The sequence below is a fragment of the Sulfitobacter sp. W002 genome (assembly GCF_025142135.1).
GTDB lineage: Bacteria > Pseudomonadota > Alphaproteobacteria > Rhodobacterales > Rhodobacteraceae > Sulfitobacter > Sulfitobacter profundi.
In genome coordinates this window covers 3,088,670-3,113,549 of the sequence record NZ_CP081126.1, presented here as the reverse complement: position 1 = coordinate 3,113,549, position 24,880 = coordinate 3,088,670, and the positions used below count along the sequence as shown (strand labels likewise).

Below are 24,880 nucleotides of genomic sequence, written 5' to 3'. Positions count from 1 at the left end.
TGCGCCCCGCCTTACGATTGGTGGCTTTTGTGGTGCTGAATGACTTCAGCGATGATGAAGTTCAGGAACTTCTTGGCGAATTCGGGGTCGAGGTCGGCCTCTTTCGCCAAATCTTCGAGCCGTGCGATCTGGGCCGCTTCGCGGGCTGGATCGGACGGGGGAAGGTCGTGTGTGGCCTTGAGTTTCCCCACGGCCTGTGTGTGTTTGAACCGCTCGCCCAGCGTATAGACGAGGATCGCATCGAGCCGGTCGATCGAGGCGCGGTGCCCCTTCAACAGCTCGGCGGCGCGGTTGGCGGTATCTGTGGTGGTATCGGTCATTTCTTTTTCCCGAAACCGCTGAGGCCGCCGGGCAGGCCCATACCGCCGCCCATACCGCCAAGACCGCCGGGCAGCTTACCGCCCATCTGCTTGGCCGCCGCTTCGAGCGCCTTTGGGTCCATCTGGCTAGGGTCCATGCCGCCGGGCATGCCGCCCTTGCCCATCATGCCTTTCATGGCTTGCTTGAGCATGCCGCCTTTGCCTATTTTGCCCATCTTCTTCATCATGTCGGACATCTGGCGGTGCATCTTCATCAGCTTGTTGAGGTCGGAAACCTCCATGCCGGCACCGCGGGCGATACGCTTTTTGCGGCTGGCTTGCAGCAGGGCAGGGTTGGCGCGCTCTTTCTTGGTCATGGACTGGATGAGGGCGATCTGCTGCTTGAGGATCTTGTCGTCGAAACCGGCGTCTTCGACCTGTTTCGCCATTTTCCCCATGCCGGGCATCATGCCCATCATGCCCTGCATGCCGCCCATCTTGATCATCTGTTCAAGCTGCATCTTCAGGTCGTTCATGTTGAACTGACCCTTGGCCATGCGCTTCATCATCTTCTCAGCCTGTTCGGCCTCGATGGTTTCCTGCGCCTTCTCGACGAGGGCCACGATGTCGCCCATGCCGAGGATGCGGCCCGCGATGCGCTCGGGCTCGAAGGTCTCAAGCGCGTCCATCTTCTCGCCCAGACCGACGAATTTGATCGGCTTGCCGGTCACCGCACGCATCGAGAGCGCCGCACCGCCACGGCCATCGCCGTCCATCCGGGTCAGCACGACGCCGGAGATGCCGATACGCGCGTCGAAATTCTCGGCCGTGTGCACGGCGTCTTGGCCGGTCAGGCCGTCGACAACCAGCAATGTTTCACGTGGATTGGCCACATCGCGCACGGCTTCGACTTGGCTCATCAACTCTTCGTCGATGGACAGGCGGCCCGCGGTGTCGAGCATATAGACGTCGTAGCCGCCCAAGCCCGCCTGCGTCTTGGCGCGTTTGGCGATCTGGACGGGGCTTTCGCCTTTGACGATCGGCAGCGTGTCGACGCCGATCTGCGTGCCGAGGATGGCAAGCTGCTCCATCGCCGCAGGGCGGTTCACGTCGAGCGAGGCCATCAGCACGCGCTTGCCATCACGCTCTTTCAAGCGTTTGGCGAGTTTTGCGGTGGAGGTGGTTTTACCGCCGCCCTGCAGGCCGACCATCAGGATCGGGGCGGGCGGGCTGTCGATTTTCAGCGCGCCGGGCTCGCCTTCGCCTTTCAGCACATCGATCAGCGCGTCATGGACGATTTTGACGACCTGCTGGCCGGGTGTGACCGATTTCGTTACCGCTTGGCCGGTGGCCTTGTCCTGCACCGTTTTGACGAATTCGCGCGCCACGGGCAGCGAAACGTCAGCCTCCAGCAGGGCGACGCGCACTTCGCGCAGGGCGGTTTTGACATCTTCGTCGCTGAGCGCGCCTTGTTTGGTCAGGCGGTCAAAGACACCAGAGAGCCGTTCGCTGAGATTTTCAAACATGGGCACAGGGCCTTTCGGGTCGGTTGCACTTGCCCCTACTTAAGGACGCGCGCGAAAATGCACAAATGCCCCAGTGGGCGCAACGCGCTGACTGGGGGCGATCCCGACGCCATGCCGGGACCGGAAGGCAATGCTTCCGGAGATTGAGGGGCGTTTACGCGCTGGCGCGGCGCGAGTCAAGCCGGGCAGGGCGGGCGGCAAAGCACCGCCATGCAAAAGCCGCGCCCCGGTGACGGGACGCGGCTGTTTCTGAGGGCGAGGCTGCTTAGGCCGCGTCGCGCAGCGCGTCGATCTGGGCGTTGGCGCGGGCCATGGTGCCTTCGGCGTCAACGGCCAATTGGTCCGCTGCGACAAAGGTCACATCGGTGATGCCCAAGAACCCCAGCACGAAGCGCAGGTAGCCGCTGGCAAAATCAGCGGCGGAATCGATGCCGGTGCCGCCAGAGGCGAAGGCGACGATCACGCGCTTGTTCTCAAGCAGGCCAACGGGGCCGTCTGCCGTGTAGTTAAAGGTCACCCCGACGCGGGCGATCAGGTCAATCCACGCTTTCAAAGACGCGGGGATGGTGAAGTTGTAGATCGGCGCGCTGATGACGATGGTGTCGGCGGCTTGGACCTCGGCGACCAGCGCGTCGGACAGGGCGAGGGCTTCTTGATCCAAGGTGCTGCGCTCTTCGACGGGTTTCACGCGGGCGCTGGCCCATGTGGAATCGATCAGCGGCAGGGGCTCGGTGGCGATGTCGCGGGTAACCACATCGCTATCACCAAGGGTTGAGATGATGCGGTCTGTCAGCTTACGGGTGACAGAGCTCTCGCGGTTCACGGATGTTTCGATACGCAGGGTGGCCATTTGGCGGCTCCTTGTTCCAAGGGTCAATCTGATGACATGGAATTGGGCATTGTGCTCCCGAACGCAACTGCCAGAATGAGCGTGACCATGTTCGTAAATGCACAGGTCAGGAAGGCAGGGTGAACCATGGACAATTGGGATGAGATCAGGACGGCCTATCAGGTCGCGCAGCTTGGCACCGTCAGCGGCGCGGCAGAGGTGTTGGGCGTGCATCATGCCACCGTTATCCGCCATATCGATGCCTTGGAGGGGCGGCTTGGCGTGAAGTTGTTCCAGCGTCACGCGCGCGGTTATACGGCGACCGAGGCGGGCGAGGATCTGCTGCGGGTGGCGCGGGCCACGGATGATCAGTTCAGCCAATTGGCCGGGCGGATCAAGGGGCGCGGCAGTGACGTGTCGGGCGAATTGGTGATCACATCGCTAGATTTCCTCGCCCCGCAACTGGCGCCATTGTTAAGCGAATTTCAGCGCCAGAACCCTGAGTTGGTCGTGCGTTACCTGATCGGGGATCGCCTGTTCCGGCTGGAGTATGGCGAGGCGCATGTCGCCATCCGCGCCGGGGCCGCGCCGGACCAGCCCGACAATGTGGTGCAGCCCTACGCCCAACTGGCGGTCGGGGCCTATGCGAGCCGGGATTACGTGGCGCAATTCGGCATTCCGCAGGGGCCGGAGGACTACCACAAGCACCGCTTCATCGCAGCCGATAACCGGGACAGCCGCGCGCCCTATCACAAGTGGCTCTGGGCCACGGTGCCAGAGGAAAGCGTGACGTGGCGCAGCACCAGCGGCGCGGCGATGGAGGCGGCGCTGCGGGCCGGGGCAGGAATCGGTGGCCTACCCGCCGCCATGGGGCGCAATGATCCGCAGTTGGTTGAGATTCATGCCCCGCGCCCGGATTGGAGCAGTGCCCTGTGGTTGGTCACCCATGTCGATCTGCACCGCACCAGTAAGGTGCAGGCGGTGCTGCGGTTCCTGAAGGAACATGCCGAGGATGCGGTCACATGTCCCGAATAAGCGCTTCGGCGCAGGGGCATCTGGCGATGCTCTGTTTCTCGGCGCTGGTGGCGGGGTCATTCTCGCTCGGGGCGCAGGTGGCGAATGAGATCACGCCCACGGCCCTTAATGCCGTTCGGTTCGCATTGGCCACTGTATTGGTCGGAGCCTTGGCCTGGGGCCGGGGCGATATCAACCGGGCAGGCTTTGCAGCACCTTGGCGCTATTTCGTGCTGGCGGGGCTCTTTACACTCTATTTCGTGCTCATGTTCGAAGGGCTCAAGACCGCGCCCCCGGTGGCTGCGGCGGCTGTCTTTACCCTCGTCCCGGTCATGGCGGCGGGCTTTGCATGGGCTTTGATGCGGCAGATCATGACGCCGCGCATGGCGCTGGCATTGGCGATCGGCGGGGCCGGGGCGCTGTGGGTGATCTTTCGCGGCGACCTCGCGGCGCTGTTGGCGTTCGACATCGGCCGGGGGGAGGCGATCTATTTCGTCGGCTGCATTAGTCACGCACTTTATACGCCCATGGTACGGCGGCTGAACCGAGGCGAGAGCGCGGTGATGTTCACCTTTGGCACCTTGCTGGCGGGAACGGTGCTGTTGTGGCTGTACGGCTGGCAGGATATTCGCGCGACGGACTGGGGTGCGCTTCGCCCCTTGGTCTGGATCACTATTCTATACGTTGCGGTCTTTGCCACGGCGGCGACGGTGGTTCTGTTGCAATTCGCGGCGCTGCGGCTGCCCTCGGCGAAAGTGATGGCCTATACCTATCTCACGCCAAGCTGGGTGATCCTGTGGGAGCTGGGCTTTGGCAATGCCCTGCCGGGCGGGCTAATTTGGGGTGGCGTCCTACTGACCATTCTGGCGCTTTACCTGCTGCTGCGCGATGACAGCGCGGAAAAATCACAAAAATTCAAAAAGATGCAGATTTGATGGAACCAGAGCGCGTGATCCCGCGTTGGGGCGTGAAATCAAAGTGAAGGACACAACCATGCGTAGTATTATTTACCTGATCGGGTTGATCGTAGTGGTATTGGCTATTTTGCGTTTTGCATTCGGCGTCATCTGACCGTCGATTGATCCTCCCCTTGTCTTATTTACCTCGTGGCAAGGGGGGATCACTAACTTTACTCAGACCCAGAGCGCGTCACGCCTTCCGCAGCCTCAGGCAGTTCGATTTCCAGAAATCGCTCGAAGGCATCAAGGTTCACCGGCTCAAACTGCCCGAACCCCTGCATCCAGACCGACGCATTCCGCAAGGCATCCGGCTCCAGTTTGCACCATTTCACACGCCCCCGCTTTTCCTGACTGATCAGCCCCGCCGCCGTCAGCACGCCCAGATGTTTCGAGATCGCGGCCAGCGACATCTCGAACGGCTCGGCCACGTCGGTCACGGCCATATCATCCTCCAGCAGCATCGCGAGGATGGCGCGGCGGGTGGGGTCCGCAAGGGCGGCAAACACCTGATCTAGGTCTTGGGTCATGTGCCTGCATAGCGCGGGGCGCGGGGGTGGGAAAGCGGCCATTGCGGCTAACTTAACCACCGGGTTGAATAAGCATCCGGCGCGGTTTCACTGGGATTTGCCTGTGCTGTTTCAAGGGTGGCAGTGTCTCGTTCCGCCTAACCCGCTGTAAAAGCGAGAAAACCTCCGGCGTCCAAGGTTGTTGACTCTAACCCGCCCTGACAGTAGCACCGCAGCAGATATTCCTAAGGGGATTTTGGTGTGACCAGCCCGGACCAACGGCAGCAGATGGAGCAGCTTGAGGCCAAACTGGCGGCTGCGAAACAACGCGGCGCACCCAAGCCCCGAGCGGATGAGCATTATTCTCAGGCCAATATGGCATGGCGGATGGTGATCGAACTTGTGGCCGGTCTTGGGATCGGTTTCGGCATCGGATACGGGCTTGATGTGCTCTTTGGCACGCTGCCCATCTTCATGGTGCTATTTGTAATGCTGGGCCTTGCGGCGGGGGTGAAGACGATGCTCCGCACCGCTAAGGAAATCCAGGACAAACAACAGGCCGAATTGGCCGAACAGGATACGCCCCATTCGGGCAAGGACGAGGGAGCCTGAGATGGCAACAGAGATAGACGGTGCCGCAGCAGGCGGTCTGGAATTCCACCCGATGGACCAGTTCATCGTATCGCCGCTCTTTAGCGACGATGCTTCCGTTGCTTGGTACACCATCACCAACGCCACCTTCTGGATGGCGCTGGCGGTTCTGGCCACCTTCGCGATGCTCGTTCTGGGCAGCGCGCGCCGCTCGGTCGTTCCGGGCCGGATGCAATCGGTTGCTGAGCTGGCTTACGGCTTCATCCACAAGATGGTCGAGGACATCTGCGGCAAAGAAGGGCTGAAGTTCTTCCCCTATATCATGACCCTGTTCATGTTCATCGTCATGGCGAACTTCCTTGGCCTGATCCCGACAGCCTTTACCCCCACCGCGCATTTCTCGGTGACCGTGGTGCTGGCGCTGGCCGTGTTCATCACCGTGACCGTAGTCGGCTTTGTCAAAAACGGCGCGGCGTTCCTGAGCCTTTTCTGGGTGTCCTCGGCACCTCTGGCCCTGCGCCCGGTGTTGGCGATCATCGAATTGATCAGCTACTTCGTGCGCCCGGTTAGCCACTCCATTCGTCTGGCTGGTAACGTCATGGCGGGCCACGCGGTTATCAAAGTTTTCGCCGGTTTCGCTGCCATCGCAGTGATCTCGCCGGTGTCGGTGCTCGCGATTACCGCGATGTACGGTCTCGAAGTGCTGGTGGCCTTTATCCAGGCCTATGTCTTTACCATCCTGACATGCGTGTACCTCAAGGACGCGCTGCACCCTGCACACTAACAACCCCAACAACGGCGGGGCTTCCCGTCAAAGTTTTAACTTCCAATCGTAAGGAGATACCCCAATGGAAGGTCAACTCGCACATATCGGCGCAGGCATCGCAGGTCTCGGCACAGGCATCGCAGCCCTGGGTGTCGGCAACGTTGCCGCAAACTTCCTGTCCGGCGCACTGCGCAACCCATCGGCAGCCGCAAGCCAGACAGCGACCCTGTTCATCGGCATCGCGTTTGCAGAAGCTCTGGGGATCTTCTCGTTCCTCGTCGCTCTGCTGCTGATGTTCGCTGTCTAAGCTCTCGGAACTGTAATCCTTACGAGCGGGCAGGCGCGCATCGCCGTGTCTGCCCGGCTGTAACGGCAAAGTTTCCAAGGAGAAGCCACGATGGCAACTGTAACAACTAGCGACGGACTGGCCGAGGCAGCAGCCACACCGGGCATGCCGCAGCTGAACTTCGATCACTGGGGCAACCAGATTTTCTGGCTGATCCTCGCGCTGATCGCCACCTACCTGATCCTGTCGCGCGTGGCTTTGCCCCGTATCGGTGCGGTTCTGGCCGAGCGCCAAGGAACCATCACCAATGACATCGCGGCTGCCGAAGACCTCAAGGTCAAGGCACAGGAAGCCGAAGCCGCCTATGACAAGGCCCTGATCGACGCCCGTGCCGAGGCACAGCAGATCGTGGCCCAAGCCAAGGCGGATATGCAGGCTGATCTGGATGCCGAAATGGCCAAGGCCGATGCCGAGATTGCCGCGCAAGTGGCGGAATCGGAAAAAGCCATCGCCGAAATTCGCGCGGGCGCCATGGACAACGTACAAGCCGTTGCCAAGGACACCGCAGAAGCTCTCGTCGCCGCCCTTGGTGGCACGGCAGATGCTGCAACCGTTGATGCCGCCGTCGACGCGCGGATGAAAGGATAAGCCATGACCAAATCCATGCGCCTGACACTTTCGACCCTGCTCGCCGGTTTTGCGGCTTCGCCGGCGCTTGCCGCCACGGGGCCTTTCTTTTCGCTGCGCAACACCGATTTCATCGTGTTGCTGGCGTTCCTGCTGTTCCTCGGGATCTTGATCTACTTCAAGGTTCCGACGCTGCTGATCGGCATGCTCGATAAACGTGCCGATGGCATTAAGACCGAGCTGGAAGAAGCCCGCGCCCTGCGTGAAGAAGCGCAGACTTTGCTCGCCTCCTATGAGCGCAAGCAGAAGGAGGTGCAGGATCAAGCGGACCGCATCGTCTCTTCCGCCAAGGAAGATGCCCGCCTTGCTGCCGAACAGGCACGGGCGGATATGGCCAAGTCGCTTGACCGTCGCATGGCTGCCGCGAAGGACCAGATCAGCTCGGCCGAGGCCGCCGCTGTGAAGGAAGTCCGCGACCAAGCCGTGACGATCGCTGTGGCCGCTGCGCGCGATGTGATCGCCAAGCAGATGACCGCTGCACAGGGCAACAAGTTGATCGACGATGGCATCGCCCAGGTCGAAGCCAAGCTGCACTAAGCCAGCGCCCCATCGAATTTTGAAAGCCCCGGTCTCGCCGGGGCTTTTTCTTTTGCGTTAGGCTTTTATTAACCCAACCGCGACAGGCTCAAGCCATGCGTTTGCTCCTTATCATTGCGGTGGTGATCGGCCTTGCGGCCTGTACAGCGCCTAGTCGGGACTTCAGGGGCCTGCCGGCCCAACGCATCACCGTGGATGGCTCTGTTTTCGATGTGCGTGTCCGGGGGGAGCGGGCGGAAGCGGTGCGGGTGAACACCCAATACGCGCCGCGCTTTGGCCCCATCCGCGCGCGGGCAGGGCGTGCGATGGCACAGGTGAGTGGTTGTGAGGTGAAAGAGGTCTTGGGCGATCAGGCGCTGGCCTTTGGCGTGTTGGATTGCGATTAGGGGGCGCTTGCTGTGGCTGAGGCGGGACGTCGGGCTGTGACTTGGACGGCGTCAGAATGACGACACGCGCCGATCCGGCGGGGCTGGCGGAGGCCAGTCGCTGAAATCGCCGCGATACGACAATATCTTGTGGATAACCGCCTACCGCCCCCTGTCCCTTGGGGCTTTTGATTGACTCGGACCCGTGCCAAACGGCAAGTTCGCCGCTCAGGCAAGAATCAATCACGGCAGGGCAAACTTGCGTTTTTCCAAACTCAGATTAACCGGCTTCAAAAGCTTCGTGGACCCGACCGACCTCGTCATCTCAGACGGGCTGACCGGGGTCGTGGGGCCGAACGGCTGTGGCAAATCCAACCTGCTCGAAGCCTTGCGGTGGGTCATGGGCGAAAACCGCCCGACCGCCATGCGGGGCGGCGGCATGGAAGACGTGATCTTTGCCGGGGCCGCCTCGCGCCCGGCGCGTAACTTTGCCGAAGTGGCGCTGCATCTCGACAACAGCGACCGGCTGGCGCCTGCGGGCTTTAACGAACAAGACGCGCTTGAGATCGTGCGCCGCATCACCCGCGATGTCGGCAGCGCCTACAAGGTGAACGGCAAGGATGTCCGGGCGCGGGATGTGCAGATGCTCTTCGCCGATGCCTCCACCGGGGCGCATAGCCCGGCGCTGGTCCGGCAAGGGCAGATTGCAGAGCTGATCAACGCCAAGCCGAAAAGCCGCCGCCGCATTCTGGAAGAGGCTGCGGGCATTTCCGGGCTCTACCAGCGCCGCCATGAGGCCGAATTGAAACTTAACGGGGCCGAACAGAACCTCGCCCGTGTTGATGATGTGGTTGAACAATTGGCCGCTCAATTGGCCACGCTGGCCCGGCAAGCGCGGCAGGCCGCGAAGTACCGCGAGATTGGCGAAGCGCTGCGCCGCGCCGAGGGCTTGTTGCTCTACCGCCGCTGGCGCGAAGCGGACGAGGCGCGCGGCAAGGCCGAGGATGACCTGCGCGCCCGTGTTGCCGCAACGGCCGAGGCCGAAGCGCAGGTGCGGCGCGTGGCCGAAGGGCGGGAGGAGGCCGAGGCCGCCTTGCCCGCTTTGCGCGAGGAAGAGGCGATCGCGACCGCGATTCTGCAACGTCTGACCACGCAGCGCGACACGCTGGCCGATCAAGAAACCCGCGCCGCGGCATTGATCGACAACCTGACCAGCCGCATCACCCAGCTGTCCCGTGATATTGAGCGGGAAGGCGGGCTGAACCGCGACGCGGAAGAAACGATCGAGCGGCTCGAAAGGGAAGCATCCGAGCTTGCCACAGCCGATGAGGGGCACGACAGCGCCCTTGAGGCGGCGGCAGAGGCCGCGCGCGAGGCGGCGGAAGTCTTGCAGACCCGCGAGGCGGACCTTTCCCAGCAGACCGAAGATGTCGCCCGTCTGGCGGCGCGGCACAGCTCGGCCGAACGTTTGCTTCAGGACAGCCGCAAAACGCTGGAGAAGTCGGAAGCCGAAGCCCGCAAGGCCCGCGATGCAGTCGCTCAGAGCCAAGCGACCCTCGACAAAGCTGGTGTGGATTTCGCAGCGGCCCAGCAGGCTGAGACGAGCGCCGTCACGGCCTCAGCAGCGGCGGATGCGGCCCTTTTAGCTGCGGAAGAAACCCGCGCCGACACGCAGTCGCGCGAAGCCGATGCCCGTGCAGAGCGGTCCGAGGCCGAGGGCGAGGCGAATGCGCTGCGCGCAGAGGTTGGCGCGCTTGCAAAGCTGGTCGAACGCGACACGGCGGAAGGCGGGCAGATCCTCGACCAGTTGCAGGTTGAGCATGGGTTTGAAAAGGCGCTTGGCGCGGCTTTGGCCGATGACCTGCGCGCGCCAGAAGTTGCTACCGATCGGCCCTCTGGCTGGTCGATTTTGCCGGGCTACCCAGAGGCGCAAACGTTGCCCGAAGGGACGACGCCGCTGACGCAGCATGTCACGGTTCCGAAGGTGCTGGAACGCCGCATGAGCCAGATTGGGCTGGTGGATCCTGAGGCGGGCACGCAGCTTCAGGCGCAGTTGCTGCCCGGGCAACGGCTGGTCTCGGCAGAGGGTGATCTTTGGCGGTGGGACGGGTTCCGCGCCATGGCCGAGGATGCGCCATCGGCTGCGGCTCTGCGCCTGCAGCAGTTGAACCGGTTGGAAGTTCTGAAACAGGCGCTGGAACAGGTGAGCGAACGTGCCGATGCGGCACGGGCCGCGCATGAGACCCTGCAGCAGCGGTTGGCCGAGCAGGCCGAGGCCGACAAACGTGCCCGCGAAGCGCGGCGCGACGCGGATCGACAGGTGGCCGAAGCGGGGCGCGCCCTGAGCCGGGCGGAGGCGGATCGCAACCTTGCTCAAAGCCGTCTGGAATCCCTTGGCCTTGCCGTGAAGCGCCATGAGGAGGCCGCGATTACCGCCCGGGCCGAAGTGATGGACGCCGAACGTACCTTGGCGGGGTTGGACGATCTAGCCGCTGCCCGTGCGACTGTCGACGATATCCGCATGACGGTCGAAGCGTCCCGGATCACCATGATGTCGCGCCGCTCGGCCCATGACGAATTGCGCCGCGAAGGCGAAGCCCGTAGACGCCGGGTGCAGGAAGTCTCGAAAGAGGTCAGCGGCTGGCGGCACCGGTTGGAGACAGCGGGCAAGCGCACCGCCGAATTGGTGGAGCGCAAGGCCGCCTCCGAGGCGGAGTTGGCCGAGGCGGGTGCCGTGCCGGCGGAAATCGCGGCGAAGCGGGAAGAATTGTCCGGTGCGATCACCGCCGCCGAAACGCGACGCACCCATGCGACCGACACGCTGGCCGCCGCAGAGGCCGCGCTGAAGGCGGCGACGGATGCCGAACGCGACGCGGAACGGCAGGCCTCGGACGCGCGGGAAGCCCGCGCCCGGGCCGAGGCCCTTCGCGATGCCGCGCGCGAGACGGTGACCCATGCGGCGGACCGCATTCAGGACGAGCGGCAAGTCACGCCCGAGGCCCTGCGCGATGCGCTGGACATCGAGGCGGATCAGACCCCGCCGGTGGACGCGCTGGAAGAGGACGTGAACCGTTACAAAAGGCAGCGGGATTCCTTGGGCGCGGTGAACCTGCGCGCCGAGGATGACGCCAAAGAAATACGCGAAGAGCATGGCGCGCTGCTGACCGAGAAGGCCGATTTGGAAGAGGCGATCAAGACCCTGCGCAGCGGCATCGCGGGCCTCAACCGCGAAGGGCGGGAACGTCTGCTGACGGCCTTTGAGCAGGTGAACGCGAACTTCTCTATGCTGTTTACCCACCTCTTTGGTGGCGGCGAGGCGAACCTCGTGATGGTCGAAAGCGATGATCCATTGGAAGCCGGGTTGGAGATTCTGTGCCAGCCGCCGGGCAAGAAGCTGAGCACCCTGAGCCTGCTGTCGGGCGGGGAGCAGACCTTGACCGCGATGGCGCTGATCTTTGCCGTGTTCTTGGCCAATCCGGCGCCGATCTGTGTGCTGGACGAGGTCGACGCGCCGCTCGATGACGCAAATGTGACCAGGTTCTGCGATCTGCTGGATGAGATGTGCCGTCAGACCGATACGCGGTTCCTGATTATCACGCACCATGCGGTGACGATGGCCCGGATGGACCGGCTCTTTGGGGTGACCATGGCGGAGCAGGGGGTCAGCCAGTTGGTCTCTGTCGATCTTAAGAAAGCGGAAACGCTGGTCGCGTAAAGGTGGGAGACGCCGGTTGCGAGGGCCGGCCCTTAAAGCGTGTGCGCATCAGGTTGCCGCGGGGTTGCGTGCTGCCGTGAAGCTGTTGCAAGCCGCGTGGCCGAGGCCGTAGTTAGCGTGGACAGAGAGCCGCGATCAGCTTTTGCGCGACACTGTGACGCCAGAGACGTCCTCAATAAACGTTAGAATTCGGGCCTTTACCGCATCGTCCTTGATGGAGCCGATGGCATTCACGATCTCAAGGGAGGGGTCATTGTTGTTCTCGGGGTGGTCGTCGTCCAGCCCTTCGAAGAAATAGCCGGGGGTCACATTCAGTATCCGGGCAAGCTCATGCAGGCGGCTGGCGGCAATCCGGTTGGAGCCGATTTCATACTTCTGGATCTGCTGAAACGACAGCTTGAGTTCACGCGCCACATCGGTCTGGGATTGCCTTCGCAGGGTGCGGGCCTGCTTGAGTCGGCGACCGACGTGAACGTCTACAGGGTGGGACATAGGTCAATACCTCAGGTTGAGTACAATACATTCACTACCCGCAATGTGTTGAGGATCAATTGCCTAGATATGGCCCCTTTGGGTTAACCGATTTACCTTGGCTGGATGGATTATGTTGCGTTACCGGATGATTCATGTACCATCCGTTGCCTATGAACCAACATATGTCCGATATTGAGCCGGTCGCACCCGTGCCCCCGACCCCGCAAAAGGACCCTGCGCCGGCCCTTTTGTTCGAGATGATACGCTCGTTCGTGACCTTGGCGCAAACGCTGAACCTCAGCCATGCGGTCGCTCAACTGGCAAGCACGCGGCAAACGGTTCGGCGGCATATCCAGCAATTGGAAGAGGCGATGGGCGCGCCGCTGTTCACCATTGAGAACCGGCGCTATTCCCTGACTAAGGCTGGCGTGGAGGCCTTGCCCGAAGCGCGCGATATCATTGACCGGGGCAAGCTGTGGCTGGATGGCAAGACGCGCCACGCCGACGGGATGCTGCGCCTTTCGCACGAAGAGCCGAACGGATGGAGTTTTCACCAGCAGCAGCAGCCCTTGTCACTGATCTGGGATGGGGGCTCCGCGATGATGCAGGCCGCGCTTCAGGCCTGGTGCATGAGCCGGGGAGAGTTGGAGAGCGAAGCCTTTCGCGCCATGCGCCCCTATGTGCTGGTGTATCGCGACTCGCCCAATGGATGGATCTGTACCGAAGTGGGGGAGAAATCGTTCTACACGCAGTGGTGGGGCTGGACCAACGCGCGCAGCAGCATCGGACGGCCACTGAAGCTGTTTCCGGGCGGGCCAGAGTTTGAGAATATGCTGAACTTCCCCTTTCGGGAGGTGGAGGCGACCTGTGGCGTTAGGTTGGACGAGGTGGTTACCCAAATCCCCCGCGAAGAGGGGGGCGAGCCGGTGCCATTGGCCTACAAACGCCTGCTGATGGCCGGGCGGTATCCGGACAAAAGCTTTGCCCTGATCGCGGCGGTGGACCGGTCGACCTCGGTGAATATCGCCGGTGTGGATGATAGCTTCCTGAGCGAGATGCCGTTGGACGCAAAGGTAACATTTGCAGGCTGAAGAACATTGAGGACACGATGCAAAAAGGGCCGCCCATAAAGGCGGCCCTTTCTAATTTGAATGCTAACGCAAAGGCTTAGCTGATCGCTGCAGCTTTCACATCGTCGTCGATATAGGGCAGGTATTGTTCAAAGTTGTCCGAGAACATTTTGACCAGCTTGGCCGCCTGACGGTCATAGGAGTCCGGATCGTCCCATGTGCGGCGCGGGTCGAGCAGGATGTCGGCGACGCCGTTGACCGAAACCGGAACGTCGAAGCCAAAGTTCGGGTCTTTGCGGTATTCAGCCTCTGCCAGACGCCCCTCAAGCGCGGCACTCAGCAAAGCGCGGGTGGCTTTGATCGGCATCCGCGAGCCGGTGCCGTAAGCGCCGCCGGTCCAGCCGGTGTTGACCAGCCAGCAGGTGGCGCCATGCTGGGCGATCTTCTCGCGCAGGAGGTTGCCGTAGACCTCGGGACGGCGCGGCATGAAGGGCGCGCCGAAACAGGTGGAGAATGTGGGCTCAGGCTCGGTCACGCCACGTTCGGTGCCCGCGACCTTGGAGGTGAAGCCCGACAGGAAGTGGTACATCGCCTGCGCCGGGCTGAGGCGCGCAATCGGAGGCAGCACGCCGAAGGCATCGCAGGTCAGCATGATGATGTTCTTGGGGTGGCCGCCGACGGCCTTCTCGCTGGCATTGGAGATATAGTGCAGCGGGTAGGCGGCGCGCATGTTGGCCGTGAGCGAGTCGTCGTCGAAGTCCAGTTCGAAGGTGTCGGGATCGAAGACCATATTCTCGATCACCGTGCCGAACTTGGAGGTCGTCGCGTAGATTTCCGGCTCTGCCTCGGGGTTGAGGTTGATGGTCTTGGCATAGCAGCCGCCTTCGAAGTTGAAGGTGCCGTTGTCGGACCAGCCGTGCTCATCGTCGCCGATCAACGTACGCTCAGGGTCAGCCGAGAGGGTGGTTTTGCCGGTGCCCGACAGACCAAAGAAAACGGCTGTATCAACGGGGTTTCCGGTGGCATGGTTGGCCGAACAGTGCATCGGCATGATACCCTTTTCTGGCAGCAGGTAGTTCAGCAGGGTGAAGACCGACTTCTTGTTTTCGCCCGCGTATTCGGTGCCGCCGATGAGGATCATCTTGCGGTCGAAGTTCATCGCGATCACGGTCTCGCTGCGGCAGTTGTGCTTGGCCGGATCGGCCTGGAAGCTGGGGCAGTTGATCACGGTGAAATCGGCGGTGAAGTCCTGCAGCGCTTCGGCATCGGGGCGGCGCAGCATGGTGCGGATGAAGAGGCCGTGCCATGCCAGTTCCGTCACCATCCGGACGTTGATCGCGTGCTTGGGGTCTGCCCCGCCAACGAGGTCTTGGACGAAGTAGTCTTTGCCCTGCATGTGGGCGATCATGTCTTGATAGAGCGCGTCAAACCCTTCGGGCGACATCTCGGCGTTGTTTTCCCACCAGATGCTGTCGGCCACGCTGTCGGTTTTGACCACGTGTTTGTCTTTGGGCGACCGGCCTGTGAACTTGCCGGTGGTCACCAGAAAGGCACCGCCTTTGCCGAGGCTGCCTTCGTCCCGTTTCAATGCCGCCTCGACCAGCGCAGGCTCGGTCAGGTTGTAATAGACATCGCCGAGCCCGCTGATCTGTTGATCTTCGAGGCTGAACTGCGGGTTTACCCGTCCAAATGTCATATGATGTCTCCTGTGGTAGCGCGTGAGCAGCGCAGTACGTGTCCGAGCGGGCGCAATTGCCCTGGGCATCGGGGGCCTTGAGAGCCTCTTAACACGGGCGTTTTCAGGTTGAACAGGCAGCTTTGTCACAGTTAGCGCCATCATGTAAAACTTTGTTTCGAAGCGCTTAGATCCCGGCCCAAAGCGATGCGCACCGCCCTAGTCTTATCTTGGGTAAGAGTAATTAAAGTGCGGCAATTTAGCCATTCCTAACCAAATTATGACCGAATTGGTGCATCTCAAAGGCACGATTCGCACTTAAGGATTGATTCGATCTGTAATATTGGAGATCACTGACTCCAAAAATAAGAACGAATTGAGCAGCATAAGGAAGCAGGCAATGTCAAAGATTGCATTGGTAGACGATGACAGGAACATCCTGACATCTGTTTCGATGACTCTTGAAGCTGAAGGCTTCGAAGTGGAGACCTACAACGATGGCCAAGCCGCGTTGGACGCCTTCAACAAGAAACTGCCGGATATGGCAGTGCTGGACATCAAGATGCCCCGCATGGACGGCATGGATCTGCTGCAACGTTTGCGTCAGAAAACCGCGATGCCGGTGATTTTTTTGACCTCCAAGGATGATGAGATCGACGAGGTGCTGGGCCTGCGCATGGGGGCCGATGACTACGTCAAAAAGCCGTTCAGCCAGCGCCTGCTGGTCGAGCGTATTCGCGCCCTTCTGCGCCGCCAAGACGCGGTAGAGACGAATGAGGTGGGCGATACCGAAGAGACCAAAGTGATGGAACGTGGCGATCTGCGGATGGACCCGTTACGCCACGCGGTCAGCTGGAAGGGCAAGGATGTGTCCCTGACCGTGACCGAATTCCTGCTGTTGCAGGCTCTCGCGCAGCGCCCCGGTTTCGTGAAGTCGCGGGATCAGTTGATGGACGTGGCCTATGACGATCAGGTCTATGTGGATGACCGCACGATCGACAGCCACATCAAGCGCCTGCGCAAAAAGATGCGTAGCGCAGATGATGAATTCTCGGCGATCGAGACGCTTTACGGCATCGGCTATAGATATAACGAAGAGTAAACCCGGCGCTTAACGCGGGTCGAAAGGAAGCTTGTGCGGGACATGACTGCTGGCAGAGACGGTGATGTTGTACTGGGGGACGATTGGGTCACTCCTGACAGTGCCGCGCCGGATGAAATTCGGGTCAAGCGCGAACGGCGGGGGCTGTTTTCGCTCCGCTCCTCGCCGCTGACACGCAAGATCATTACCTTTAATCTCATCGCGCTCAGCGTTCTGGTGGCGGGGATCCTCTACCTCAATTCCTCGCGCGACAGTCTGGCGCTGCAACGCACCGCGGCGCTGGTGTCCGAGACTGAGCTGATCGCCGATGTGATCGAAGCGCAGCTTCCCACAGGGGCGCCTGTGAACCTGACCACCGGCGACGGTGTCGATGTGGCCGCCACGCTTGAGGGGCTGGACCTGCGCGGCGGCATCGAAGTTTTCGTCTATGACCCGGCGGAAACGCTGGTGGCCCGCACCGCTGGCAGCCTGACCGTCGCCGAAGCCCTCGCCGCTTCCGAAGCGGGCGAGCGGACGCTGTTGAACGACGGGTTGAACTGGCTTTGGGAGCGGGTCTCGGCCCCCTTCGGCACGGATGAGGTCACCGCCTCCCCACCGCTCGAAGAACAGCTGCGCGGCATGGTCGGCACCAGCGTGACCGGCGGCACCCGGCTGGAAGGCACGCTTGCCATCGAAGGAGGCACGCTTTTCAGCGTGGTGACCCCCATCATGCAGGGCGACACCCCCGTCGGCGTGGTCGCCGTGGCCAGCGCGGCGGGAGAGATTGACCGCCTTGTGCGCAGCGAACGTGAGCGCGTTTTGCAGATGTTCGTCATCGCCACACTGGTCTCTATCGGGCTCAGCCTCGTGCTGGCCTCGACCATTGCCAACCCACTGGCCGAACTGTCCACTGCCGCCGAACTGGGCCGCGACAAGGACGCGCGCAAGATGAACCCCGGCCGCATTCGCATCCCCGACCTGACCGCGCGCCCTGACGAGATCGGCCGCCTGTCAGGCGCACTGCGCGGGATGGTCTCGGCGCTTTACAACAGGATCGACGGTAACGAACAATTCGCCGCCGATGTGGCCCATGAGATCAAGAACCCGCTCGCCTCTCTGCGGTCTGCTGTCGGCACCCTGCGCATGGTCAAACGCGACGACCAACGCGAGAAGCTGCTGGATGTGATTGAGCATGACGTGCGCCGCCTCGACCGGCTGGTCAGCGACATCTCCAATGCCTCGCGGCTTGATTCCGAACTGGTCAAGGAAGAGGAAGAGCCCTTCGACCTGCTGCAAATGCTGGGCAATCTGGGCCAGTATCTGGGCGAGGATGCGAAATCCAAGGGCATCGACTTTATCACCGATCTGCCCGCCGCGCCGATCACCGTACATGGGCTTGAGGCCCGTTTGGCGCAGGTTTTTGTGAACCTCATCACCAACGCGATCTCCTTTTGCGAAGATGGCGATGCGATCCGGGTCTGGGCGCGCAAGCGTGCCAACCGCGTGCTGATCGTGGTCGAGGACACCGGCCCCGGCATTCCCGAACAGGCGCTTGGCAAGATTTTCAAACGCTTCTATTCGCAGCGCCCGGAAGAGCATTTCGGCAATAACTCAGGTCTCGGCCTCGCGATTTCGAAACAGATCGTCGAAGCCCACGGCGGCGTGATCTGGGCCGAGAATATTCGCCCAACCGAAGCTGACATCACCTCCGAACCGCTCGGCGCGCGTTTTGTCGTGGGGCTGCCTACATAAAACACGGGCACGGGGCCTGATATGACAGTCGAGCGCGAAAACCTCCACGCCAGCTGCGTGGCGATCAACGGGCGTGGGGTGTTGATCCTCGGCCCCTCCGGCGCGGGCAAATCGGCCCTTGCCTTGCAGCTGATTGCCCTCGGCGCCAAGCTCGTGGCAGATGACCGAACCGATATCACCCGCCATGGCGAACAGGTGATCGCCAGCGTTCCTGACAGGATCCGTGGCCTGATCGAAGCGCGCTACGTGGGCATCCTGCAGGTCGAAGATCACGGCCCCGTGCCCTTGGGCCTTGTCGTCGATCTGGCCTACACCGAACACCAGCGCCTTCCAGAGCGCCACAGCCATCTGATACAGGGTGTCACGTTGCCCTGTTTTCACAAATGCGATAGCGCTCATTTTGCGGCAGCAATTCATCTGTATATAGCAGGTGCGAAAGAACCGAATTGATCAGTCAGACCTCATCAACAGACCCCGCCACTCGGCGGTTGGTCCTTGTCACCGGCCCTTCGGGCGCCGGACGTTCCTCTGCGCTCAACGTGCTGGAGGATGCGGGCTTTGAGGCGATCGACAATCTGCCGCTGCGTCTGCTGCCCGCGCTGCTTGACCGTCCCGGTGATGCGCAATCGGTGGCCTTGGGCATCGACGCGCGCAACCGCGACTTCTCAACCGAAGGTGTGTTGGAACTGATGGGCCGCCTGTCGGCCGAGCAGGGGTGGAGCGCGGAACTACTCTATCTCGACTGTGCACCCGATGTGCTGTTGCAGCGATTTTCCGAAACCCGCCGCCGCCACCCGCTGGCCCCCGCCGACCGCCCCGTTGACGGCATCACCCGCGAGCAAGAGCTGCTACACCCGATCCGCGCCCGCGCCGATGTGTTGATCGACACGACCACGCTAAACGTCCACGAGCTGCGCGCCGAGGTGGAGCAGTGGTTCGCCCCCGGCGGCCAGCGCCACCTCACGGTCTCGGTGCAGAGCTTTTCCTACAAACGCGGCCTGCCGCGCGGCGTCGATGTGGTGCATGACTGCCGTTTCCTTAGAAACCCCTATTGGGTGCCCGAATTGCGCAGTGGCGACGGGCGGGATGCGGCTGTCGCGGCCCATGTGGCAGGCGATAAACGCTACACAGAATTCGCCGACAAGGTGCTCGACCTTAGCCTGCTTTTACTGCCCGCCTACCGCGAAGAGGGCAAATCGCATATCTCCATCGCATTTGGCTGCACGGGTGGCCAACACCGATCCGTCGCCATGGCGGAAGATCACGCTTTGCGCCTTGCAGAGCAGGGCTGGCAGGTGTCAATTAGGCACCGTGAGCTGGACCGTCAGCATCGTGAGGAAAACAAGCCGTGATCGGGATCGTCATCGTCGCACATGGGGGGCTGGCGCAAGAGTATCTTGCCGCCATCGAACATGTCGTGGGATCCCAATTCGGCGTCCGCGCCATCGCGATTGAGGCCGACCACGACCGCGCCGACAAAGAGCGCGAGATCTGCACCGCCGCCGATGCGGTGGATCAAGGTGCCGGCGTTGTGGTCGTCACCGATCTTTTCGGCGGATCACCCTCAAACCTCAGCCTCTTGGCGTGCCGCCCGGAAAACCGCCGGATCATCTACGGCGCGAACCTGCCAATGCTGATCAAACTCGCCAAATCGCGGCATATGGATGTGCCCGATGCCGTGCGTGCCGCACTCGAAGCTGGTAAGAAGTATATCGACAGCCAGAATGTCAGCGCAGGTTAGAAGGCCCCAGTACGTCATGCCCGAATTTTCTTTAAAGATCGTAAACGAAAAAGGCCTGCACGCGCGCGCCTCCGCCAAATTGGTAGAAGTGGTCGAGGCTTTCGATGCCCGTGCCGAAGTCAGCAAGGATGGCATGTCGGCCTCGGGCGACAGTATCATGGGGCTGTTGATGCTCGGCGCGTCCCGCGGCACCTCGATTGATGTCCAAACTTCCGGCCCCGATGCCGATGCCTTGGCCGACGCTTTGACTGCCCTCGTGGCGGATAAGTTCGGCGAAGGGTACTAAGCCCGCCGGGCGGGAAAAAGGATCCTCCGACCCCATGGATGACGCGCAAAAGCAGGCGGCCAAATCGGCCCAGACAGGTAACGGTACGGTGACCTTCACCAAATACGACCGCCGCAGCCTGTCTTATGCCTCGACCTTCGATGACCCATGGAAGGCGCGTGTGATCTCCGCGATGGAGCTTTTCACAGGCAAGCTCAAAATCCTGCGCCTGATCCGCAAGTTTGAGCAACGCGGCACCCCCTCGGGCCAAGCCTTCTGGCGCGCCGCACTCGACACGATGGGCATCGATCTCACCACCCCGCAAGAGCAGCTCGACCGCATCCCCAAAGAAGGGCCGGTCGTGGTCGTGGCGAACCACCCCCACGGCATGGTCGACGGCATGATTTTCGCCGATCTCATCGGCCGTGTTCGCCCCGACTACCGTATCCTCACCCGGTCACTGCTCACGTCGATCGACGAAGTGGCCGGCAGCTACATGATCCCGGTGCCTTTTCCGCACGACCCGGATGCGCAGCGTAAAGGCGTTGAAATGCGGGCCAAGGCCATGGCCCACCTCAAAGACGGCGGCGTTGTGGCGCTCTTCCCCTCCGGCGTCGTTGCCGCATCGGAAAGCTGGTGGGGCCCCGCGGTCGAAGCGGAATGGAACGTTTTCACCGCCAAGATGATCCGCCGCTCTGGTGCGCAGGTGGTCCCGATGCGCTTTCCCGGCCAGAACAGCCGCGCCTATCAGATCGCAAACAAACTCAGCCCGATGCTGCGCCAAGGGTTGTTGCTGCATGAAATCGCCCACGCCTGCGACAAACCCCAAGGCCCCATCGTCGGCCATCCGCTTGCCCAAGAAGAGGTCGACCGCTGGGCAGACGACCCGCGCGGCTTCATGGCTTGGCTCCGCGCCCACACTCTGGCGCTGACCAACTGATCTTCATCCTTTTAAAAATACCCGCGGGGGAATCGCGCCATTGGCGCGATGGGGGCAGGGCCCCCAACTCCCCTGCGACTTAGCGCGTCGGTACCGGTGTTTCGCCCCGGTAATCATAGAAACCGCGCTGCGTTTTGCGGCCCAGCCACCCGGCTTCGACATATTTGGTCAGCAGCGGGCAGGGGCGGTATTTCGTATCGGCCAGCCCATCATGCAGCACGTTCATGATCGCCAGACAGGTGTCCAGACCGATGAAATCCGCCAGTTCCAGAGGGCCCATCGGATGGTTGGCCCCCAGCTTCATCGAACTGTCGATCGACTCGACATTGCCGACCCCTTCATAAAGCGTATAGACCGCCTCGTTGATCATCGGCATCAGGATGCGGTTCACGATAAAGGCGGGGAAATCCTCGGCCGAGGCGGCGGTCTTGCCCAAGCGGTCCACCACGGCCTTGCAGGCGTCATAGGTCTCCTTATCCGTGGCGATGCCGCGGATCAGTTCGACCAATTGCATCACCGGCACAGGGTTCATGAAGTGGAAACCCATGAATTTCTCGGGGCGGTCCGTGCGGCTGGCCAGACGGGTGATCGAGATCGACGAGGTGTTCGAGGTCAGGATCGTCGTCGGTTTCAGATGCGGGATCAGGTCTTCGAAAATCGCCTGTTTCACGGTCTCCCGTTCCGTGGCGGCTTCGATCACCAGATCGCTCTGGCCCAGATCGCTTAGCGTCTGGGTCGTGGTGATGCGCGCCATGGCGGCGTCGCGCTCGGCGGCGGTGATCTTCTCGCGGCTGACTTGACGGTCCATATTGCCGGTCACGGTTTTCATCGCTTTGGCCAGCGCATCGGCGCTGACATCGTTCAGCAGCACGTCGTAGCCCGCCAGCGCCATGACATGGGCGATCCCGTTGCCCATCTGCCCCGCTCCCACGATACCGATTGTCTGGATGTCCATGGCCTGTCCTTTGCTTGAGTTCGGCGCACAATAGGGCGCGTGGCGGGGGTGCCGCAAGGGCAGCTGTTTACGAAAACTCACGGCAAATTCGCCCGTTAACAGAATCGCAGGCCCTACCGTGCAATCTGGCTTTGGGTGAACAACAAAGGTGGGTTCAATGACCTATGACGCAGCGGGGCCAGCGCCTCTGGACTATTTGCCATGCCGCTATGGCACCTCAAAGCTGATGTTTCGCGGCCCCCGCCGCAGGCTGGAGGCGCCCTATATCGCCTTTCTCGGCGGGACGGAGACCTATGGCAAATTCATTGAGGAGCCGTTTCCCGCGCGGGTCGAAGCCGAGATCGGCAAGACCTGCGTGAATTTCGGTTTTCCCAACGCGGGGATCGACGCCTTTGCGCATGATCCTTTCGTGGCGCAGGCCGCTTCGCAGGCGGATGTGACGGTGGTTCAGGTCATGGGCGCGCAGAACATGACCAACCGTTTCTATTCGGTCCACCGGCGCCGGAACGACCGGTTTGTCGGGGCCTCCGCGCTGTTGCAGACGATCTACCGCGAGGTCGATTTTTCCCAGTTCCACTTCAACCGCCATATGCTGACCCACCTCATGCAAGTCTCGCCTGAGCGGTTTGAGGCGGTGCGCGCAGAGCTTCAGCAAGCCTGGCTGGCACGCATGCGTTTGATGCTGGGGCAGATACAGGGGCGCACGCTTTTGCTTTGGTTGGCCGACCGCCCGCCGGTCGCGGAGGCAGAGCAGCCGGTCGGGGAGTTGGGCCATGATCCGCTGTTCGTGACACGCGAAATGTTGGACGCGGTGGCCCTACATGCCACGGCCAAGATTGAGGTCGTCTCTCCCAAAGACCCCTTTGCCGGGCCGACCGCTGGCATGGTGGTCAGCGAATTCGAGGCGCAGGCCGCGTCGGAAATGCTGGGCCCCATGGCTCATGCCAATGCTGCCGCCGCCCTGACCGATGCGCTGCAAAGCATGTCCTGACGCTCCCGGTACAGGCGCATGCAACGAAAAAGGCCCGCCGAGAACGGCGGGCCTTTGGTGTTTCACGTGAAGAGCTTTACAGCTTTTCGATAAGTTCCGGCACGGCGTCGAAAAGGTCCGCCACAAGCCCATAGTCGGCAACTTGGAAGATCGGCGATTCTTCGTCTTTGTTGATCGCGACGATGATCTTGGAGTCCTTCATCCCGGCAAGGTGCTGGATCGCACCGGAGATGCCGACCGCGATATAGAGGTCAGGAGCCACGACTTTGCCGGTCTGACCAACCTGCCAATCGTTCGGCGCATAGCCCGAATCGACCGCCGCACGCGACGCGCCAACAGCCGCGCCAAGTTTGTCGGCCAGTTTTTCGATCAGGGCGAAGTCCTCTTCGGAGCCGACGCCACGACCACCGGAAACCACCACGCCTGCGCTTGTCAGCTCGGGGCGGTCCGATTCGGCGACCTTGTCTTCGACCCATGCGGACAGGCCGGGGTTGTCGGCAGCCGAGATGGTCTCGACCGAAGCAGAGCCGCCTTCACCCGCGGCATCGAAAGTCGATGTGCGGAAGGTGATGACTTTCTTGGCGTCGTTCGACTTCACGGTCTGCACCGCGTTGCCCGCATAGATCGGGCGCTCGAATGTGTCAGCGTCGACAACGCCCGAAGCATCCGAAATCACCATGACATCAAGCAGGGCCGCGACGCGGGGCATGATGTTCTTGGCATCCGTGGTGGCGGGCGCGACGATGTGGTCGTAGTCACCAGCCAGCGACACGATCAGTGCTGCGGTGGCTTCGGCCAGGCGGTGGCCCAGCATCTCGTCTTCGGCGACCAGCACCTTGGAGACGCCATCGATCTTGGCCGCCGCTTCGCCTGCCGCCGCGGCAGAGCTGCCTGCCGCCAGAATGGTCACGTCGCCCAGTTTCTTGGCCGCGGTTACCGCCTTGGCGGTTGCGTCCATCGACAGTTCGCCGTCGGAAATCTCTGCAATCAGAAGAACAGCCATTACACAGCCCCCGCTTCTTTGAGTTTCGCCACAAGCTCATCAACCGAACCGACCTTGATGCCAGCGGCACGTTCGGCAGGCTCAACGGTTTTGACGATTTCCAAGCGGTTGGAGACATCGACGCCGTAGTCTTCGGCGGTCTTTTCATCCAGCGGCTTTTTCTTGGCCTTCATGATGTTCGGCAGCGAAGCATAGCGCGGCTCGTTCAGGCGCAGGTCCACGGTGACGACTGTGGGCATGGAGACTTCGATGGTCTGCAAGCCGCCGTCGACTTCGCGGGTGACTTTCGCTTTGTCGCCTTCGATGGCGATTTCAGAGGCGAATGTCGCCTGCGACCAGCCCATCAACGCCGAGAGCATCTGCCCGGTGGCGTTCATGTCATTGTCGATCGCCTGTTTGCCGCAGAGCACGAGGCCCGGCTGCTCTTCGTCGACGATGGCTTTGAGGATCTTTGCCACGGCCAGCGGCTCGATGTCTTTGTGTACATCGTCCGACGCCACAACAAGAATCGCGCGGTCTGCACCCATGGCGAGCGCGGTACGCAGCGTTTCCTGCGCTTGCTTCACACCGATGGAGACAGCGACGACCTCTTCAGCCTGACCGGCTTCTTTCAAACGAATCGCCTGTTCGACGGCGATTTCGTCGAAGGGGTTCATCGACATTTTCACATTGGCAAGATCAACACCCGATCCGTCCGCTTTGACACGAACTTTCACGTTATAGTCGATCACGCGTTTGACAGGCACCAATACCTTCATGAGCGGTTTCTCTCCTCAGTTTGCGACGCGGGCTGGTGGCCCGGTCTCCCTAATTCTCCACACGGGTGTAACGAAGCGGATCGGATCAAAACAGG

Annotated in this window: 27 protein-coding genes; 18 read left to right on the top strand and 9 right to left on the bottom strand. The window is 61.7% G+C overall.

Going from position 1 to position 24,880, the window contains the following annotated elements:
• Nucleotides 1-11: 11 nt before the first annotated feature.
• From K3758_RS15405 to K3758_RS15395, 3 genes are all read right to left on the bottom strand, one after another.
• Nucleotides 12-320 (bottom strand): chorismate mutase, encoded by a 309-nt coding sequence (locus K3758_RS15405; RefSeq protein WP_259946408.1) that lies wholly within the window; start codon nt 318-320, stop codon nt 12-14.
• Complete coding sequence (gene ffh, locus K3758_RS15400; RefSeq protein WP_259946407.1) at nt 317-1,825, bottom strand: signal recognition particle protein; 1,509 nt, start codon at nt 1,823-1,825, stop codon at nt 317-319. The genes K3758_RS15405 and ffh overlap by 4 nt, the downstream gene beginning before the upstream one ends.
• Before the next feature lie 265 nt (nt 1,826-2,090).
• Complete coding sequence (locus K3758_RS15395) at nt 2,091-2,675, bottom strand: FMN-dependent NADH-azoreductase (protein ID WP_259946405.1); 585 nt, start codon at nt 2,673-2,675, stop codon at nt 2,091-2,093.
• 126 nt (nt 2,676-2,801) lie between these two features.
• Here K3758_RS15395 and K3758_RS15390 point away from each other — a divergent pair, with 126 nt between their 5' ends.
• Both K3758_RS15390 and K3758_RS15385 read left to right on the top strand, forming a co-directional pair.
• Entirely contained in the window at nt 2,802-3,689 is an 888-nt protein-coding gene (locus tag K3758_RS15390; RefSeq protein WP_067627196.1) for a LysR family transcriptional regulator, read from the top strand.
• Entirely contained in the window at nt 3,677-4,603 is a 927-nt protein-coding gene (locus K3758_RS15385; protein WP_259946403.1) for a DMT family transporter, read from the top strand. Before K3758_RS15390 ends, K3758_RS15385 begins: the two co-directional genes overlap by 13 nt.
• A 194-nt stretch (nt 4,604-4,797) precedes the next feature.
• Here the strand turns inward: K3758_RS15385 and K3758_RS15380 are convergent, their stop codons facing one another.
• Nucleotides 4,798-5,154, bottom strand: a complete 357-nt coding sequence (locus K3758_RS15380) for a helix-turn-helix transcriptional regulator (RefSeq protein ID WP_259946401.1) — start codon at nt 5,152-5,154, stop codon at nt 4,798-4,800.
• Nucleotides 5,155-5,394: 240 nt separating this feature from the next.
• Between K3758_RS15380 and K3758_RS15375 the strand changes: the two genes are divergently transcribed.
• The 7 genes from K3758_RS15375 to smc all read left to right on the top strand — a co-directional run bounded on the left by K3758_RS15375 (nt 5,395) and on the right by smc (nt 12,080).
• On the top strand, nt 5,395-5,745 hold the full coding sequence (locus tag K3758_RS15375; RefSeq protein ID WP_007118048.1) for an AtpZ/AtpI family protein: 351 nt from the start codon (nt 5,395-5,397) through the stop codon (nt 5,743-5,745).
• A gap of 1 nt (nt 5,746) precedes the next feature.
• Nucleotides 5,747-6,508 (top strand): F0F1 ATP synthase subunit A, encoded by a 762-nt coding sequence (locus K3758_RS15370; RefSeq protein ID WP_067937983.1) that lies wholly within the window; start codon nt 5,747-5,749, stop codon nt 6,506-6,508.
• A gap of 64 nt (nt 6,509-6,572) precedes the next feature.
• Nucleotides 6,573-6,797, top strand: coding sequence for a F0F1 ATP synthase subunit C (locus K3758_RS15365; protein WP_007118046.1), 225 nt, complete (start codon nt 6,573-6,575; stop codon nt 6,795-6,797).
• Between the two features lie 90 nt (nt 6,798-6,887).
• A complete protein-coding gene (locus K3758_RS15360; RefSeq protein WP_259946397.1) occupies nt 6,888-7,424 on the top strand; it encodes a F0F1 ATP synthase subunit B' in 537 nt (178 codons plus the stop codon).
• A 15-nt stretch (nt 7,425-7,439) separates the two neighbouring features.
• Complete coding sequence (locus tag K3758_RS15355) at nt 7,440-8,000, top strand: F0F1 ATP synthase subunit B (RefSeq protein ID WP_259950121.1); 561 nt, start codon at nt 7,440-7,442, stop codon at nt 7,998-8,000.
• A gap of 95 nt (nt 8,001-8,095) precedes the next feature.
• Nucleotides 8,096-8,386, top strand: a complete 291-nt coding sequence (locus K3758_RS15350; RefSeq protein WP_259946396.1) for a hypothetical protein — start codon at nt 8,096-8,098, stop codon at nt 8,384-8,386.
• Between the two features lie 238 nt (nt 8,387-8,624).
• Entirely contained in the window at nt 8,625-12,080 is a 3,456-nt protein-coding gene (smc, locus tag K3758_RS15345; protein ID WP_259946395.1) for a chromosome segregation protein SMC, read from the top strand.
• A 135-nt stretch (nt 12,081-12,215) separates the two neighbouring features.
• On the opposite strand, the gene K3758_RS15340 is transcribed toward smc, so the two are convergent.
• Complete coding sequence (locus K3758_RS15340; RefSeq protein WP_259946393.1) at nt 12,216-12,572, bottom strand: helix-turn-helix domain-containing protein; 357 nt, start codon at nt 12,570-12,572, stop codon at nt 12,216-12,218.
• A 164-nt stretch (nt 12,573-12,736) separates the two neighbouring features.
• Between K3758_RS15340 and K3758_RS15335 the strand changes: the two genes are divergently transcribed.
• A complete protein-coding gene (locus tag K3758_RS15335) occupies nt 12,737-13,645 on the top strand; it encodes a LysR family transcriptional regulator (RefSeq protein WP_259946392.1) in 909 nt (302 codons plus the stop codon).
• A 76-nt stretch (nt 13,646-13,721) separates the two neighbouring features.
• Here K3758_RS15335 and K3758_RS15330 read toward each other — a convergent pair whose 3' ends face one another.
• Entirely contained in the window at nt 13,722-15,320 is a 1,599-nt protein-coding gene (locus tag K3758_RS15330; protein ID WP_259946391.1) for a phosphoenolpyruvate carboxykinase, read from the bottom strand.
• A 379-nt stretch (nt 15,321-15,699) separates the two neighbouring features.
• Between K3758_RS15330 and K3758_RS15325 the strand changes: the two genes are divergently transcribed.
• Genes K3758_RS15325 through K3758_RS15295 form a run of 7 tightly spaced genes read left to right on the top strand, consistent with a single transcriptional unit; the run spans nt 15,700 to nt 21,078 of the window.
• Complete coding sequence (locus K3758_RS15325; RefSeq protein WP_067260621.1) at nt 15,700-16,401, top strand: response regulator transcription factor; 702 nt, start codon at nt 15,700-15,702, stop codon at nt 16,399-16,401.
• Between the two features lie 42 nt (nt 16,402-16,443).
• Nucleotides 16,444-18,132, top strand: a complete 1,689-nt coding sequence (locus K3758_RS15320; protein ID WP_259946390.1) for a sensor histidine kinase — start codon at nt 16,444-16,446, stop codon at nt 18,130-18,132.
• Between the two features lie 21 nt (nt 18,133-18,153).
• Nucleotides 18,154-18,582, top strand: a complete 429-nt coding sequence (locus K3758_RS15315) for an HPr kinase/phosphorylase (protein ID WP_259946389.1) — start codon at nt 18,154-18,156, stop codon at nt 18,580-18,582.
• Entirely contained in the window at nt 18,579-19,484 is a 906-nt protein-coding gene (rapZ, locus tag K3758_RS15310) for an RNase adapter RapZ (protein ID WP_132443754.1), read from the top strand. The genes K3758_RS15315 and rapZ overlap by 4 nt, the downstream gene beginning before the upstream one ends.
• A complete protein-coding gene (locus K3758_RS15305) occupies nt 19,481-19,873 on the top strand; it encodes a PTS sugar transporter subunit IIA (protein WP_120351889.1) in 393 nt (130 codons plus the stop codon). The genes rapZ and K3758_RS15305 overlap by 4 nt, the downstream gene beginning before the upstream one ends.
• 16 nt (nt 19,874-19,889) lie before the next feature.
• Nucleotides 19,890-20,159, top strand: coding sequence for an HPr family phosphocarrier protein (locus tag K3758_RS15300; RefSeq protein ID WP_067623964.1), 270 nt, complete (start codon nt 19,890-19,892; stop codon nt 20,157-20,159).
• Nucleotides 20,160-20,193: 34 nt separating this feature from the next.
• Nucleotides 20,194-21,078: a lysophospholipid acyltransferase family protein gene (locus tag K3758_RS15295; RefSeq protein ID WP_259946386.1), complete on the top strand. Its 885-nt coding sequence runs from the start codon at nt 20,194-20,196 to the stop codon at nt 21,076-21,078.
• 79 nt (nt 21,079-21,157) lie between these two features.
• Here K3758_RS15295 and K3758_RS15290 read toward each other — a convergent pair whose 3' ends face one another.
• On the bottom strand, nt 21,158-22,033 hold the full coding sequence (locus K3758_RS15290) for a 3-hydroxybutyryl-CoA dehydrogenase (protein ID WP_259946384.1): 876 nt from the start codon (nt 22,031-22,033) through the stop codon (nt 21,158-21,160).
• 157 nt (nt 22,034-22,190) lie between these two features.
• On the opposite strand from K3758_RS15290, the gene K3758_RS15285 reads away from it, so the two are divergent.
• Nucleotides 22,191-23,024 (top strand): DUF6473 family protein, encoded by an 834-nt coding sequence (locus tag K3758_RS15285; RefSeq protein WP_259946382.1) that lies wholly within the window; start codon nt 22,191-22,193, stop codon nt 23,022-23,024.
• Between the two features lie 76 nt (nt 23,025-23,100).
• Here the strand turns inward: K3758_RS15285 and K3758_RS15280 are convergent, their stop codons facing one another.
• Complete coding sequence (locus K3758_RS15280; protein ID WP_259946379.1) at nt 23,101-24,027, bottom strand: electron transfer flavoprotein subunit alpha/FixB family protein; 927 nt, start codon at nt 24,025-24,027, stop codon at nt 23,101-23,103.
• A complete protein-coding gene (locus K3758_RS15275) occupies nt 24,027-24,785 on the bottom strand; it encodes an electron transfer flavoprotein subunit beta/FixA family protein (protein ID WP_067623952.1) in 759 nt (252 codons plus the stop codon). The genes K3758_RS15280 and K3758_RS15275 overlap by 1 nt, the downstream gene beginning before the upstream one ends.
• Between the last annotated feature and the right edge of the window lie 95 nt (nt 24,786-24,880).